Below are 14,918 nucleotides of genomic sequence, written 5' to 3'. Positions count from 1 at the left end.
AGATAGTTATGATTGAAAAAACAACAGAAGTTCAATTGAAAACAGGACTGCAAGCACGGCCAGCTGCATTATTTGTTCAGGAGGCAAATCGCTTTTCTTCGGAAATTCATCTTGAAAAGGAAGGAAAGAAAGTCAATGCTAAGAGTATTATGGGAATTATGAGCTTAGCGATTAATCGCGGTTGCACGGTGACATTGTCTATTGACGGCCGTGATGAAGAAGAAGCAATGGCAGCCCTTGTTGAGTTCGTTGAAAAAGAAGGGAACTACTAAAAATAGCGGGCGATGTGCAGAAGCGTTTTACAGATGTGCAAAGCCCGGTGGCCACTACATAAATACTTTGACATCATATTTCTTCAACCGATGACTTTATATCCATGTAGAAAGCAAAAGGGCTGCTCCAAAGCCAGCGGGTTGCTGGTTTTTAGAGCAGCCTTTTTTATTTTACTTGTTAGGAAGTTCGTTGCGTGTCAAAATTTTATCAATCAAACCATACTCAAGTGCGCGTTCAGCAGTCATAAAGTTATCGCGGTCTGTGTCTCTGGCAATCACTTCAAGCGGCTGTCCAGTGCGATCGGCTAGAATTTGATTTAATTTATCACGCAAGAAGAGAATGCGTTTAGCAGCAATTTCGATTTCAGTTGCCTGTCCTTGTGCTCCACCAAGAGGCTGGTGAATCATGACTTCGCTGTTTGGAAGAGCATAGCGTTTGCCTTTTGCTCCAGCTGCCAGCAGGAAAGCTCCCATAGATGCTGCCATGCCGATACAAATCGTTTGAACATCCGGCTTAATAAACTGGATGGTATCATAGATAGCCATGCCGGCAGTGATGCTTCCGCCTGGGCTATTAATATAAATGGAGATGTCTTTTTCTGGATTCTCTGCCTCAAGGAACAAGAGCTGAGATACGATAGAATTGGCTACATTGTCATCAATTCCACTGCCAAGCATAATGATGCGGTCTTTCAATAAGCGTGAATAGATGTCATAAGCACGCTCTCCGCGATTCGTCTGTTCAATAACTGTAGGGATTAAATTCATTTTCTTTCCTCCTTGAAAAATGAAATAGTTAGAAATTCTTATGTAGTAGTATCATACATTGATGGTCAATTAAGGTCAAATAATATGGCTTATTTGGAAAATGATTCTTCTTCATAGATTTCTATTATACCCACTTGAATTCCTGCTAAACCTGTAAGAAAAGCAACAGAACTTATTTGTGAGAAAACTTTCAAATAATGATTGCTTTTGCTAAAGGTTTCCGCTATAATTTTGTAGTGTACTGATTAAGCCCTCGTGGTGCAACGGATAGCACGTGAGATTCCGGTTCTTAAGATGTGGGTTCGATTCCTGCCGAGGGCGTACAGCAAGCAAAGCTCCACGGTTTTCCTGGCTTAGTGCCATGAGGCTGTGGGGTTTTTTTATTAGGTCAAATAGTGATGCATAGTTCTCTAGCCATCAACAACGATCAGTTATGAAAGGACCGTCATAAAAAAGGAAGTCAAACAAGCGATAAGCTAGCTGTTTGATCAAAAGGCTAAATAGCGAGCAAGGAACTATAGATGGGCTGCTCATTATCTAACTTTTTATGTAAACCCATTAAAAAGTATATAATATCCATTTATGTTATAGAACTAACAAAATAAAGGTTTTCTACTCTTTATTTTAGAACTTTTTCTTTGCGGCTTGATTTCCTTAGTTGGTTGCTGAAAACCTTACTCTGACGCGGATCGTTTAATTTATTTTGCTGTGACTTCCCCGTTTTATGTAACGCAGTGAGTGAAAAATTCTAAATTTTCATTCTCAAATTTTGATCCTGTTGTATAATAGAGTAGGAAGGGGGAGAGGAACTTGAGTATGCATTTAAAGCCCGGACTTTGGCAGCAGCAAACGATGAAACTCGCGATGACTCAGGAATTAACACAAGCAATTGCTTTGCTGCAATACTCTGCCCAGGAGTTAACCGAATTTTTAGAAGCGAAAACAATGGAGAATCCATTTATTCAATTAGAAGTATCCGAAATGAAAGCGCTTCAGCCGAAAGAGAAGGCAGGAACGCGCAAAGGGAGACTAGAAAAGAAAGAAGACAAAAACTGGGTGGAGCATTTAGCTGATCACTCCCAGACACTTACAGACTATTTAAGAATGCAGCTTTCGATCGTGCCGATGACTGCGGATCAAAGGCGCATACTTGATTTTTTATTATATAATATGGATGAAAACGGCTATATGTCGATTACAGTTGAAGAGGCTACACAAATGTGTCGCTGTCACGAAGAGGCGGTGGCAGAGGTATGGGAGTTAATTCGCGATTTGGAACCTGCGGGTGTTGGAGCGGCGAATTTACAAGATTGTTTGCTTTTGCAACTCGAACGCATGAAAGATGTGCCACCGCTTGTCCCAGCTATTATTAAAGATTACTTTGTTGAATTTGCTGAGAAAAATTGGCGTCTTGTTGCCAAAAAGCTGAGCGTTGACGTGAAGGAGATTCAAGAGGCTGCTGATTTTATTCAAAAGCTCAATCCAAAGCCTGGCTCTCGTTTTCACTATGAACAGCCAACCTATGTCCGTCCCGATTTAACGGTTGCGCTCAAAAACGATTCTATTGAAGTACATTTGCTGGAAGATGAAATGCCGAAAATTGTGTTTCAGAAAGATTATTTTGACGAGCTGGCAAGCCATAAAGATGAGCAGTTAAAGGAATTTATGAAAGATAAGCAGAAAGATTATCTTTGGCTCTTAAAAAGTCTAGAGCAGCGCAAAAGAACGATTCAGCGTGTCGGCCTAAAGATTGTCGAAAAGCAAAAAGATTTTTTCTTCTATGGGCCTAGCCGCTTGCAGCCGCTCACAATGAAGGAAATTGCTGATGAGCTTGAGATTCATGAATCAACTGTCAGCCGGGCTGTTCGGGGGAAATATATGCAGACTCCCTACGGCACATACGAATTAAAAACATTTTTCCCAGCAGGCTTGTCCGGCGGGACAGAAGAAACAGCTTCAGCTGCACAGGTAAAATCAAAGATTACTGAGCTTGTTAACGGCGAAGATAAGAAAAAGCCGCTTTCCGATCAAGAAATTAGTAATCTTCTAAAAGAAGAAGGATGGAAAGTATCACGAAGAACGGTTGCAAAGTATCGGGATCAGCTCTTTATTCCTTCTTCATCAAAAAGAAAAAGATACGACTGAGAATAGAGGAATAAAACGGATGAAAGAAGTTTGTTTTTATACGCGGCCCCAATGCCGGCTCTGCGAAGAAGCGAAGCGTACGTTGGAACTGGTACGGGAAGAAACGCCGTTTCATGTTCGTGAAATTAACATTGATGAAAGTGATGAGTTAACTGAAAAGTATGGTTTAATGATTCCGGTTATTGAATTAGATGGAGAAATTGTGCAATTTGGGGATGTAGACTATCCTACCATTAGACTTAAGCTTGATTCCTAGATTATTCATTAAAGAAAATTCATATCAATTGCTTTTCAGTACCTTCCCTGTTAGAATGTTTGGTGTAACAGGGATTTATTTTTTTATCCTAGGTGGGACACAATTTTAATGAAAGGGACAAAAAATGTCCCTGTTTCAAACGAGGGGTTTCAGATGCAAACAATTATTGATATTCAAAAAAAAATTGTGCCTGATTTGCTTGATGTTTTACAAAAAAGATATGAAATCTTGCAGTCGATCCGCTTGTCACAGCCAGTTGGCAGAAGATTGTTAGCGCAATCGCTCGGATTTACAGAGCGAACACTTAGAGCAGAGGTGGATTTTTTAAAAGCACAGCGCTTAATTGACTACCGCACAACCGGCATGGTTCTAACAGAAGAAGGTATGTCTGTTCTTGAAGAATTACAGGAGTTGATGGGCAGTATAAAGGGTATACATACGATGGAAGAGAAGCTGAAAAAGCAGTTCGGGCTGGATGAAGTAATCATTGTTCATGGAGACAGCGATCAATCCTCCTGGGTAAAAAAAGAGCTTGGAAAAGCATGTGCAAATAGTATAAAACAGCGTCTACTGGCAAATAATATCATCGCAGTAACAGGGGGAACAACAACGCTCGAAGCAGCTGAGGCAATGACAGCAGATTTTGCTGGCCAAAAGGACGTGGTTTTTGTACCAGCAAGAGGGGGACTTGGTGAAGATCTCTTAAATCAGGCAAACTCCATCGTAGCAAAAATGGCAGCGAACACAGGCAGCAAACATAAATTGTTGTACGCGCCTGATCAAATTAGCCGGGAAACCCATGAGTCGATCTTAAAAGAACCAACTATTAAGGAAGTGCTTGAGCTTATTAAGTCTTCTACTCTCGTCTTGCATGGAATCGGTGAGGCAATTACGATGGCGAAGCGCCGAAACACCCCTGAAGAGGAATTTCAGAAAGTTAAAGACGGAAAGGCAACTGCCGAAGCGTTCGGTTATTACTTTAATGAAGAGGGAGAGATTGTTCATAGAGTGTCAACAATTGGTTTGCAGCTCGATGATCTTGCCTCCGCCCATGATGTGATTGCAGTCGCTGGCGGAACATCAAAAGGAAAAGCCATCCGTTCTTATCTGCGTGGAGCACCGAAGATTACAGTGCTCATCACAGATGAAGCGGCAGCTGAGCAGCTATTAGCTGAACACTAATTTTGTTGGAGTCAAATAAACAGCTGATATATGTTCAAAGGCTGTTCACTATAAAATTTTTAATAACTTGAAGAGGGAGCGATTTATATGACAGTAAAAGTTGGTATTAATGGATTTGGACGTATTGGACGTGTCGTTTTTCGTGCGGCGTTGAAAAATCCTTCTATAGAAGTGGTAGCGGTGAATGATTTAACAGATGCAGAGATGCTCGCCCACCTTTTGAAATATGATACCGTACACGGCACATTAGAAGAAGATATCGCCGTAGAGGGAGAATATATTGTTGTTGGCGGCAAAAAAGTAAAAGTAATCGCTGAGCGTGATCCTGCCCTTCTTCCTTGGGGAGAGCTTGGCGTAGAAGTGGTTATTGAATCAACTGGTCGTTTTACAAAACGGGAAGACGCTGCAAAGCATTTAGAAGCAGGAGCAAAGAAAGTTGTTATTTCAGCACCAGCAAAGGATGAAGATATCACAATTGTAATGGGTGTAAACCAAGATAAGTATGATCCGGCCAACCATCATGTCATTTCTAATGCATCTTGTACAACAAACTGTCTGGCACCATTTGCAAAAGTGCTAAATGATAAATTTGGTATTGTGCGTGGCATGATGACAACTGTCCATTCTTATACAAATGATCAGCAAATTCTAGATTTGCCTCATAAAGATTATCGCCGTGCACGTGCGGCAGCAGAGAATATTATCCCAACAACAACAGGAGCGGCGAAAGCTGTTTCGCTCGTGCTGCCTGAATTAAAAGGCAAGTTAAACGGCATGGCGATGCGTGTGCCAACACCTAATGTTTCTGTTGTTGATTTGGTTGCTGAACTAAGAACGAATACGACGGCTGAAGAAGTAAATGATGCATTGCAAGCGGCAGCTGAAGGTGAGTTGAAAGGAATCCTTGCTTACAGTGAGGAACCACTTGTCTCACGTGATTATAACGGAAGCACTGCTTCTTCTACAATTGACGCCTTATCTACTATGGTGCTAGAAGACAATATGGTGAAAGTGCTATCCTGGTATGATAATGAGACTGGTTACTCTAACAGAGTGGTCGATCTTGTTGATTATATTGCTCAAAAAGGTCTCTAATTCGAATAGTGTGATACTAATAAGAAAATGTGTTATATTTTTCAATATCTTTATTGGAAAATGATAACCCAACATCTATAATGTAAATGGGATGAAAGGGGAGCGGGGAAAAAAAGATCCCCTCCTTTTTATTTATTTTTCTATTGAAGAGGGAGGACCTTTTTAGATGAACAAAAAGACGATGAAAGATTTGGATGTGAAAGGAAAGCGTGTGTTTTGCCGTGTGGATTTTAACGTGCCGATGAAGGACGGTGTCGTAACGGATGATACACGTATTCGGGCAGCGCTTCCAACCATCCAATATTTGTCCGACCAAGGGGCGAAAGTCATTTTGGCAAGCCATCTTGGCCGTCCGAAAGGCGAAGTAAAAGAAGAATTACGCTTAACGCCTGTGGCAGCCCGTTTGTCCCAGCTTTTTGGCAAAGAGGTAAAAAAAGTCGATGAAGCCTTTGGAGAAGCAGTTCAGCAAGAGATCGCCGCAATGAAAGACGGAGAGGTCCTATTGCTGGAAAATGTCCGCTTCTATCCAGGAGAAGAAAAAAATGATGAAGAGTTAGCAAAGCAATTTGCAGCACTTGCTGATCTTTACGTGAATGATGCCTTTGGCGCTGCTCACCGGGCCCACGCATCAACAGAGGGGATTGCCCATCATCTCCCAGCAGCTGCAGGCTTCCTTATGGAGAAAGAGCTAGATGTTCTCGGTAAAGCGTTATCTGATCCGGAGCGGCCCTTCACCGCAATTATTGGCGGCGCTAAAGTGAAAGATAAAATTGATGTCATTGATCATTTGCTTGATAAAGTGGACAATTTAATCATTGGCGGTGGTCTCGCTTTTACGTTTGTTAAAGCAAAGGGCTATGAAATTGGGAAGTCACTGCTTGAAGAAGACAAGATTGAACTGGCAAAGCAATTTATGAAAAAAGCAGAAGAAAAGGGTGTTGCCTTTCTAATGCCGATTGATGCTGTGGTTGCCGATAAGTTTTCTGAAGACGCAGAAGTAAGAGTCGTCGACATCGAAGACATCCCAGCGGATTGGATGGCGCTTGATATTGGTCCGAAAACGAGCAGCCTTTACCAAGCAGCTATCAACTCATCCAAGCTGGTGATCTGGAATGGACCAATGGGTGTATTTGAAATGGATGCTTTTGCTGAAGGAACAAAGGCAGTGGCCAAATCTCTTGCGGAAGCAGAAGGTACATATTCAGTCATTGGCGGCGGAGATTCTGCAGCAGCGGTTGAAAAGTTTCATTTGGCTGATAAAATGAGCCATATCTCAACAGGTGGCGGTGCTTCGCTTGAATTCATGGAAGGTAAGCAGCTTCCTGGGATTGTAGCTTTAGACGACAAGTAAAATCTATGAAAATAAAGAAAGGATGAAGCTTTATGCGCAAACCTATTATCGCAGGCAACTGGAAAATGCATAAAACAGCAGGAGAAGCAAAGAGTTTTGCTGAAGAAGTAAAAAACCTCGTGCCGGATGCTGTCGTAGTCGATAGTGTCATTTGTGCCCCTGCTCTGTTTTTAGACCAGCTTGTCCAGACGGTACAAGATTCCGATGTGGAGATTGGTGCCCAAACGATGCATTTTGAAGAAAGCGGAGCATTCACTGGTGAGATTAGTCCGAAAGCTCTCGCAGATCTTGGTGTAAAATATGTGATTATTGGTCACTCTGAACGCCGTGAACTGTTTAATGAGACAGATGAAACAGTGAATAAAAAAGTGCTTGCTGCTTTCAAAGCGGGGATCACGCCAATCGTATGTTGTGGTGAAACACTTGAACAACGTGAAAATGGGGAAACAAACCGTTTGGTTGCAAGCCAGATTGAAAAAGCGCTCACTGGTTTGACAGCAGAGCAAGCAGGAGAAGTTGTTATTGCCTATGAGCCAATTTGGGCCATTGGAACAGGTAAATCTTCCACAGCAGAAGAGGCGAATGAAGTATGTGCTCATATTCGCCAAACAGTCGCCAAAAAGTTTTCACAGGAAGCAGCTGATAGTCTGCGCATCCAGTACGGTGGCAGTGTAAAGCCAACTAACATTAGTGAATTTATTGCTCAGTCGGATATTGACGGTGCGCTTGTAGGCGGAGCTAGCCTGGAGCCTGCTTCGTTTTTGCAACTGCTGGAGGCTGTCAACCATGGCTAAATCACCTGTTGCATTGATTATTTTGGATGGCTTTGCCTGCCGGGCCGAGACAAAAGGAAATGCAGTAGTCCAGGCAAAAAAGCCAAATTTTGATCGCTATTGGGAGCAGTTTCCCCATGCGACCTTAACAGCGAGTGGGGAAGCGGTAGGTCTTCCTGAAGGCCAAATGGGAAATTCTGAGGTAGGCCATTTAAACATTGGGGCTGGCCGTATCGTCTATCAGAATTTAACACGCATTAATATCTCTATTCGTGAAAAAGAATTTTTCAAAAATGAAGCCTTTTTGCAAGCGATTCAACATGCGAAGAAGCATGGATCCGCTCTTCACTTGTTTGGATTGTTATCTGACGGCGGCGTTCATAGCCATATTGAGCATCTATTTGCTTTGTTAAAGCTTGCGGCACAAGAGGGGCTTAAGAAGGTATATGTTCATGCATTCTTAGATGGCCGTGATGTCGGTCCGCAGACGGCAAAGGGATATATTGAAGAAACACTTGAAAAAATGCAGGAATATGGAGTGGGCCAATTTGCCACCATTTCCGGCCGCTATTATGCGATGGACCGGGATAAGCGCTGGGATCGGGTAGAGAAAACATACCGCGCTATGGTTTACAACGAAGCACCATTTTTTGAGAATCCACTTGAAGTGGTGGAGGAATCTTATGCAAATGGCATTTATGATGAGTTTGTAGTGCCAGCTGTGTTAACAAATGAAGCGGGCCAGCCGGTGGCGAAAGTAGAAGATAATGATGCCATCATCTTTTTCAACTTCCGACCAGACCGGGCGATTCAATTATCAAATGTGTTAACAAATGAAGAGTTTGAAGGATTTGATCGTGGCGATCAGCTGCCGGAAAATCTCTACTTTGTTTGTATGACCCCTTACAGTGTGACAGTTAAAGGCGTGATTGCTTTTAACAATGTCGACCTGACTAATACAATCGGGGAAGTGTTATCTGCTCATGGGTTAAGCCAGCTGCGCATTGCGGAAACGGAAAAATACCCGCACGTTACGTTCTTTATGAGCGGGGGCAGAGAAAAAGAATTTTCGGGAGAAAAAAGAATTTTAATAAATTCCCCGAAAGTAGCGACCTATGATTTAAAGCCAGAAATGAGCGCCTATGAAGTAACAGAAGCGCTTCTTGATGAAATTAATAATGACCGTCAGGATGCCATTATTTTAAACTTTGCTAATCCTGATATGGTTGGCCATTCAGGGCTGTTGCAGCCAACAATCAAGGCGGTAGAAACAGTCGATGAGTGTCTGGGACGAATCGTTGATTTAATTATTTCCAAAGGCGGAGCTGCGATTATCACTGCAGACCATGGAAATGCTGATGAAGTAATCACGTTAGAAGGGGAGCCGATGACGGCTCATACAACAAATCCAGTGCCAGTCATTGTTACAAAGAAAGGCATAGAATTGCGGGAAGGCGGCATTCTTGGTGACTTGGCACCAACTATGCTTGATTTGCTGAAAATAGAGAAGCCAGCAGAAATGACGGGTACATCTCTAATTAAAAAATAAATGTTTTGTAAAAAAGGAGAGAATGTTATGCCAATTATTACTGATATTTACGCACGTGAAGTGTTAGATTCCCGTGGAAATCCAACAGTAGAAGTAGAAGTTTACACACAATCCGGAGCTTTTGGAAGAGCGCTTGTTCCATCCGGCGCTTCTACAGGAGAGTACGAAGCAGTAGAGCTGCGTGATGGCGATAAAAGCCGTTATCTTGGCAAAGGGGTACTGAAAGCAGTTGAAAATGTGAACGATGTAATCGCGCCGGAACTAGTCGGCAGCTTTGAGGTACTTGATCAAATCGGTATTGACCGTGCCATGATTGAATTAGATGGAACAGACAATAAGGGCAAGCTTGGAGCCAATGCGATTCTAGGTGTGTCTATGGCTGTAGCTCATGCCGCTGCTGATTTCCTCGGTGTTCATTTATATGAATACCTTGGCGGTGTGAACTCTAAACAACTGCCAGTGCCGATGATGAATATTCTAAATGGCGGTGAGCATGCGGATAACAACGTTGATATTCAAGAGTTCATGGTCATGCCAGTTGGAGCAGAAAGCTTTAAAGAAGCACTTCGTATGGGTGCGGAAATTTTTCATAGCTTAAAAGCCGTTTTAAAAGAAAAAGGACTAAACACTGCAGTGGGTGACGAAGGCGGATTTGCTCCAAACTTAAAATCAAACGAAGAAGCCTTGCAAACCATTATTGAAGCGATTGAAAAAGCAGGTTATACACCTGGAGAACAAGTGAAACTAGCAATGGATGCTGCTTCTTCTGAGTTCTTTAATAAAGAAGACGGTAAATATCATTTAAGCGGAGAAGGAGTTGTGAAAACTTCTGCGGAAATGGTGGATTGGTATGAAGAAATGGTTTCTAAGTATCCGATCATCTCTATTGAAGATGGCTTAGATGAAAATGACTGGGAAGGCCATAAAATGCTGACTGAACGCATTGGAAATAGAGTTCAGCTTGTCGGCGATGACTTATTCGTAACGAATACGAAGAAGCTTGCTCAAGGAATCGAACAAGGAGTAGGCAATGCCATCCTTATTAAAGTAAACCAAATTGGTACATTGACTGAAACATTTGATGCTATTGAAATGGCTAAACGTGCGGGCTATACAGCCGTTATTTCCCACCGTTCCGGTGAAACGGAAGATGCAACAATTGCTGATATCGCTGTTGCGACAAATGCCGGCCAAATTAAAACAGGCGCACCATCCAGAACAGACCGTGTAGCTAAGTATAACCAGCTTCTTCGCATTGAAGACCAGCTTGGAGAGCTTGCTCAATACTTAGGCGATAAAACATTCTATAACTTGAAAAAGTAAGGCAAATTAGGGCCGGCCTCCCATCCTTTTAAGTGATGGGAAGCTGGCCTCTTGTTATTTTATTCACATTTTTGTTTTTTTGTGTTAAACTTGGTGTATTCGTATGCTCGTTCATGGAGGTAGAAACATGCTGCACACTTTGTTAGTAACTCTGCTTGTGATTGTATCGATTGCGTTAATTGCTGTTGTGCTGCTGCAATCTGGAAAAAGTGCCGGGTTGTCCGGGGCGATTTCCGGCGGAGCGGAACAGCTTTTTGGTAAACAGAAAGCACGTGGGATTGATTTAGTCTTGCACCGTATAACGGTTGTGTTAGCGATCTTGTTTTTTGCTTTAACAATTGCTGTATCTTATTTTGGTTTGTAATGCAAAAAGGGCTGACCCGAAAGCCGGTTTTTACCGTTTTTCAGGACAGCCCTTTTTTTATTAATATCGGTTTTTATATCGTTGACCGGATCACCAATAAACACTCGTCAGGCACAGATCCTTATTTTGAAATATTATTTTACTTGTCGTTTCCTGCTCTTGGAGCAATGGATTCTGCTAAAATCTCATTTTGTTCATCAGCAAACTGTGGTGGTTGTTTTCGGAAGCCTTTCGTCATATACAGCAAGTAGGAAAAGCCGATGAGGGCCCAGATGATTCCTAATGTTAGAGAGTGGATGTCCAAGTTCACCCATAGCACACCAACAATCGCAGCTCCAATTAAGGGCATAACCAAATAATTAACAAATCCTTTCACTGTTTTATGCTGTTTCTTCTGAATAACAAAGTAGCTAATGACAGATAAGTTAACGAATGTGAAAGCAATCAAGGCGCCAAAATTGATGAGCGAGGTAGCTGTCACAAGATCAAGAAAGATCGCTGATAAAGAAACTATTGCTGCAATAATAATATTAAACATCGGCGTGCGCCATTTTGGGTGAAGATAAGCAAACCATTTTTTCGGAAAAACATTGTCTCTTCCCATAACATACAGCAACCTTGACACACTCGCTGTAGAGGCGAGTCCGGATGCGAGTGTATTGACGAAGGTAATGCCAAGAAAGATGGATTGGAACAAAGCGCCTCCCACATATAAAGCGATTTCAGGAAGAGCGGCTTCCGGATCGTTAAATCTGGAATTGTCAGGGAAAAACACCTGAATAAAGTAAGAAGTAAGAATGAAAATAATGCCGCCCCAAAGCGCCGTGAAGAAAATCGCTTTTGGAATCGTTTTCACTGCATCAGGCGTTTCTTCCGATAAGGTGGTAACCGCATCGAACCCTAAAAAAGAAAAACAGAGAATAGTTGCTCCGGCAATGAGGGGCCCTATTTCCATGCTATCACCAAAGAAAGGCTGAGATGTTAACAGTTGACCGGTTCCTTCACCATTGCTAAGCCCTCTGATAACAAGAAATACAAATACAACCATAATGGCAATCTGTATTAAAACAAAGAGTGTATTAAAATTGGCAAGAATGTTGATGCCTCGCACGTTTATTAGCGTGACAAGCCCGACAAAACCGACGACCCATACCCATGAAGGCACGGCCGGAAATAAGGCATTCAAATAAAGTTTAGTCAGTAAAGCATTGACCATTGGTAAAAATAAATAATCAAGCAGCGAAGACCAGCCGACTAAAAATCCGAGATGAGGATTAATGGCTTTTTGAGTGTACGTGTAGGCTGAACCGGCTGAGGGAAAGACTTTGACAAGCTTTCCATAGCTGGCTGCTGTGAACAGCATCCCCGCTAAAGCGATAAAGTAAGCGGCAGGCACGTGGCCGCCAGTAATGTCTGACACAATCCCGAATGTATCAAATACAACCATAGGGGCCATGTAGGCCAGCCCAATCATGACCACTTGCCATAACTTTAAGGATTTCTTTAGACGAATGTTTTCATTCAAGGTGCATCCTCCTTTTGTAGCATAAATTTGAAATCTCCAAACATTCTTACAATTTTTGTGCCAACTCTAAGAGAAGGACGAGAATAAATTTAAATTAATTAAGGAAAAGGCGAGCTTTTAAAAATATATTTTAAACTATTATTAGGTTTATTTAATGCATTATTTTTTGTTAATTCTATTCATTTTTGCATAAATTATTATTAAGTGAATAGGAAAATTAGATGATGAAGGACTTTTTATTCATTTGACGAGTTTTAGGATTTGGCACAAATCTTGCAAAGGTGTAAAAAATATAAGGGATAAAAATTGAATTTATAAATATAAAAGTCGATGAGGAAGAGAGTAATCATTATGAGGGACTTAGCGAATCAGGGATAGTGAAAGCCTGGTCGAAATCAAATGACGAACCGCACTTCTGAGACGCTTGTCTGAAAAGATGGTGATAGGGCAAGCCGGGTATTTCCGTTACCAAAGATGAGCCGGTTCCGTTATGGAACAAAAAGAGTGGTACCGCGGGAAAGAAACTCCCGTCTCTTCATGAAGAGACGGGAGTTTCTTTATTTTTATCATAAGGAGAGAATGATGATGATGTATAGTAACGAATTTGCACAAGCTCTGTATGAGGCATTAGAGGGAAGAATGGCGAAGGATCACTTGCAGCCATTAATTGAAAAGCCAAAGCATTTGGAACGTGGGGATCTAGCCTTTCCATGCTTTTCCCTGGCTAAAATTGAGCGAAAGTCGCCACAGTTGATTGCCGAAGAGATGAGCCAAAAAGTAAATTCTCCGCTTTTTGAGAAAGTAGAAGCGGCTGGGGGCTATCTTAATGTGTTTCTGAACAAACAAAAAGTAACTGCTCAAGTGCTGGAAGAGGTATTAGCGAAAAAAAATCATTTTGGCGCATCAAACAGTGGAAAAGGAAAAACTATTGCCATTGACATGTCTTCACCTAATATCGCCAAGCCATTCTCCATGGGACATCTTCGTTCAACGGTGATCGGCCATTCCCTTGCCCTCTTATTAGCCGAGTGCGGTTACAAGCCTGTGAAAATTAATCACCTCGGTGATTGGGGCACACAATTTGGCAAGCTGATTACGGCTTACAAAAATTGGGGAGATGAAGCTAAAGTAAGAGCAAACCCAATTAAGGAACTGCTCGCTTTGTATGTAAAATTTCATGAGGAAGCAGAAACGGACGTCCAGTTGGAAGCGGAAGGGCGCGAATGGTTTAAGCGGCTCGAAGACGGCGACGAGGAAGCAGCTAGGCTGTGGAAGTGGTTTAAAGACGAATCGCTAAAGGACTTTTCACGGATTTATGAACTGCTGGGCATTGATTTTGATTCATACGCAGGAGAGGCATTTTACAATGACAAAATGGACCGGATCGTCCATTTACTAGAGGAGAAAGGGCTGCTTATGGAGTCAGAGCAAGCTCAAGTCGTGTCGTTGGAAGAAGAGAATCTCCCTCCTTGCCTGATTAAAAAGTCGGACGGAGCGACCTTGTATGCCACAAGGGATCTGGCAGCCGCTCTTTACCGCAAAGAGACGTACGATTTTGAAAAGGCCCTTTATGTGGTGGGTGGAGAACAGAGCCTGCACTTTAAACAACTAAAAGCCGTATTGAAAAAATTGGGCTTTGACTGGGCGGACGACCTGGTCCATGTGCCGTTCGGTATGATGCGTAAAGACGGCAAGAAGATGTCGACGAGAAAAGGACAGGTGGTTTTGCTTGAAGAAGTGCTGCAGGAGTCTATTGCCCTTGCCAAAAAGAATGTCGAGCTGAAGAATCCCAACCTGTCGAATAAAGAAGAAGTAGCGAGACAAGTTGGTGTGGGTGCCATTATTTTTAACGATTTGAAAAATTACCGAATGAACGACATTGACTTTTCATTGGAGGATATTTTGCGATTTGAGGGAGAGACGGGGCCATATGTGCAATACACGCATGCAAGGGCTTGTTCTATTCTGCGAAAGGCTGGCTGGAATGCTGAGAAAGAAACGTCTATTCGATTGTCCGGTGAAAAAGAGTGGGAAGTGGTCGGCCTGCTGATGGCATTTCCAGAAGTGATTGAAAAAGCAGTAGTGACCTTTGATCCTTCACGAGTTGCCAAGCATATTATTGATCTGGCGCAAGCTTTTAACAAATACTACGCAGAAGTGAAAGTGCTCCAGGAGGATGAACAGAAGGAATCTCGCCTTGCTTTCGTTTTGGCTGTCACTCAAGTTCTAAAGACGGGGCTGTCATTGCTTGGTATTGAAGCGCCGGATGAAATGTAAAAAAACTCTATTTATCTCAAAATAAAAGTTGTGGACAG

13 protein-coding genes, 1 tRNA gene and 1 other annotated feature are annotated in these 14,918 nt (G+C 42.3%); of the genes, 12 read left to right on the top strand and 2 right to left on the bottom strand.

Translation table 11 applies throughout. The annotated features are described in order from the left end of the window. Window positions 1–8 precede the first annotated feature (8 nt). A complete protein-coding gene (locus CJ483_RS10410; RefSeq protein ID WP_120034668.1) occupies window positions 9–272 on the top strand; it encodes an HPr family phosphocarrier protein in 264 nt (87 codons plus the stop codon). A 171-nt stretch (window positions 273–443) separates the two neighbouring features. Here CJ483_RS10410 and clpP read toward each other — a convergent pair whose 3' ends face one another. After that, a complete protein-coding gene (clpP, locus tag CJ483_RS10405; protein ID WP_120034666.1) occupies window positions 444–1,040 on the bottom strand; it encodes an ATP-dependent Clp endopeptidase proteolytic subunit ClpP in 597 nt (198 codons plus the stop codon). Window positions 1,041–1,289: 249 nt separating this feature from the next. On the opposite strand from clpP, the gene CJ483_RS10400 reads away from it, so the two are divergent. The 10 genes from CJ483_RS10400 (at window position 1,290) to secG (ending at window position 11,078) form a co-directional block, all read left to right on the top strand. Next, window positions 1,290–1,361: transfer RNA gene (locus CJ483_RS10400), tRNA-Arg, on the top strand. A 495-nt stretch (window positions 1,362–1,856) separates the two neighbouring features. Then, entirely contained in the window at window positions 1,857–3,185 is a 1,329-nt protein-coding gene (gene rpoN, locus CJ483_RS10395; RefSeq protein ID WP_120037928.1) for an RNA polymerase factor sigma-54, read from the top strand. Window positions 3,186–3,204: 19 nt separating this feature from the next. Beyond that, a complete protein-coding gene (locus CJ483_RS10390; RefSeq protein ID WP_120034664.1) occupies window positions 3,205–3,441 on the top strand; it encodes a glutaredoxin family protein in 237 nt (78 codons plus the stop codon). Window positions 3,442–3,594: 153 nt separating this feature from the next. Beyond that, the gene (locus CJ483_RS10385; protein WP_120037926.1) at window positions 3,595–4,623 is read left to right on the top strand and encodes a sugar-binding transcriptional regulator; all 1,029 of its coding nucleotides are present in this window, start codon (window positions 3,595–3,597) and stop codon (window positions 4,621–4,623) included. A gap of 87 nt (window positions 4,624–4,710) precedes the next feature. After that, entirely contained in the window at window positions 4,711–5,718 is a 1,008-nt protein-coding gene (gene gap, locus CJ483_RS10380) for a type I glyceraldehyde-3-phosphate dehydrogenase (protein WP_120034662.1), read from the top strand. A 166-nt stretch (window positions 5,719–5,884) separates the two neighbouring features. Continuing rightward, window positions 5,885–7,069, top strand: a complete 1,185-nt coding sequence (locus CJ483_RS10375) for a phosphoglycerate kinase (protein ID WP_120034660.1) — start codon at window positions 5,885–5,887, stop codon at window positions 7,067–7,069. 32 nt (window positions 7,070–7,101) lie between these two features. Next, complete coding sequence (tpiA, locus tag CJ483_RS10370; protein WP_120034658.1) at window positions 7,102–7,863, top strand: triose-phosphate isomerase; 762 nt, start codon at window positions 7,102–7,104, stop codon at window positions 7,861–7,863. Next, a complete protein-coding gene (gene gpmI, locus CJ483_RS10365; protein WP_120034656.1) occupies window positions 7,856–9,391 on the top strand; it encodes a 2,3-bisphosphoglycerate-independent phosphoglycerate mutase in 1,536 nt (511 codons plus the stop codon). Before tpiA ends, gpmI begins: the two co-directional genes overlap by 8 nt. A 27-nt stretch (window positions 9,392–9,418) precedes the next feature. Then, the gene (eno, locus tag CJ483_RS10360; protein ID WP_120034654.1) at window positions 9,419–10,714 is read left to right on the top strand and encodes a phosphopyruvate hydratase; all 1,296 of its coding nucleotides are present in this window, start codon (window positions 9,419–9,421) and stop codon (window positions 10,712–10,714) included. Window positions 10,715–10,844: 130 nt separating this feature from the next. Next, on the top strand, window positions 10,845–11,078 hold the full coding sequence (secG, locus tag CJ483_RS10355; protein ID WP_120037924.1) for a preprotein translocase subunit SecG: 234 nt from the start codon (window positions 10,845–10,847) through the stop codon (window positions 11,076–11,078). 139 nt (window positions 11,079–11,217) lie between these two features. Here secG and CJ483_RS10350 read toward each other — a convergent pair whose 3' ends face one another. Then, the gene (locus CJ483_RS10350; protein WP_142927224.1) at window positions 11,218–12,603 is read right to left on the bottom strand and encodes an APC family permease; all 1,386 of its coding nucleotides are present in this window, start codon (window positions 12,601–12,603) and stop codon (window positions 11,218–11,220) included. A 321-nt stretch (window positions 12,604–12,924) separates the two neighbouring features. Further along, window positions 12,925–13,141, top strand: a binding site (T-box leader). Between the two features lie 47 nt (window positions 13,142–13,188). Here CJ483_RS10350 and argS point away from each other — a divergent pair. Then, window positions 13,189–14,880 carry an arginine--tRNA ligase gene (argS, locus tag CJ483_RS10345; protein ID WP_120034652.1) on the top strand — a complete coding sequence of 564 codons (1,692 nt, stop codon included), beginning with the start codon at window positions 13,189–13,191 and terminating at the stop codon, window positions 14,878–14,880. The last annotated feature ends 38 nt before the right edge of the window (window positions 14,881–14,918 follow it).

The organism is Bacillus sp. PK3_68, from assembly GCF_003600835.1.
Classification (GTDB): domain Bacteria; phylum Bacillota; class Bacilli; order Bacillales; family Domibacillaceae; genus Pseudobacillus.
This window is presented reverse-complemented; position numbering and strand designations above follow the sequence as displayed.

Coding starts and splice junctions, on each gene's coding strand:
- CJ483_RS10410 (WP_120034668.1), top strand. CDS start 9: ATGATTGAAAAAACAACAGAAGTTCAATTGAAAACAGGACTGCAAGCA.
- clpP (WP_120034666.1), bottom strand. CDS start 1,040: ATGAATTTAATCCCTACAGTTATTGAACAGACGAATCGCGGAGAGCGT.
- rpoN (WP_120037928.1), top strand. CDS start 1,857: ATGCATTTAAAGCCCGGACTTTGGCAGCAGCAAACGATGAAACTCGCG.
- CJ483_RS10390 (WP_120034664.1), top strand. CDS start 3,205: ATGAAAGAAGTTTGTTTTTATACGCGGCCCCAATGCCGGCTCTGCGAA.
- CJ483_RS10385 (WP_120037926.1), top strand. CDS start 3,595: ATGCAAACAATTATTGATATTCAAAAAAAAATTGTGCCTGATTTGCTT.
- gap (WP_120034662.1), top strand. CDS start 4,711: ATGACAGTAAAAGTTGGTATTAATGGATTTGGACGTATTGGACGTGTC.
- CJ483_RS10375 (WP_120034660.1), top strand. CDS start 5,885: ATGAACAAAAAGACGATGAAAGATTTGGATGTGAAAGGAAAGCGTGTG.
- tpiA (WP_120034658.1), top strand. CDS start 7,102: ATGCGCAAACCTATTATCGCAGGCAACTGGAAAATGCATAAAACAGCA.
- gpmI (WP_120034656.1), top strand. CDS start 7,856: ATGGCTAAATCACCTGTTGCATTGATTATTTTGGATGGCTTTGCCTGC.
- eno (WP_120034654.1), top strand. CDS start 9,419: ATGCCAATTATTACTGATATTTACGCACGTGAAGTGTTAGATTCCCGT.
- argS (WP_120034652.1), top strand. CDS start 13,189: ATGATGTATAGTAACGAATTTGCACAAGCTCTGTATGAGGCATTAGAG.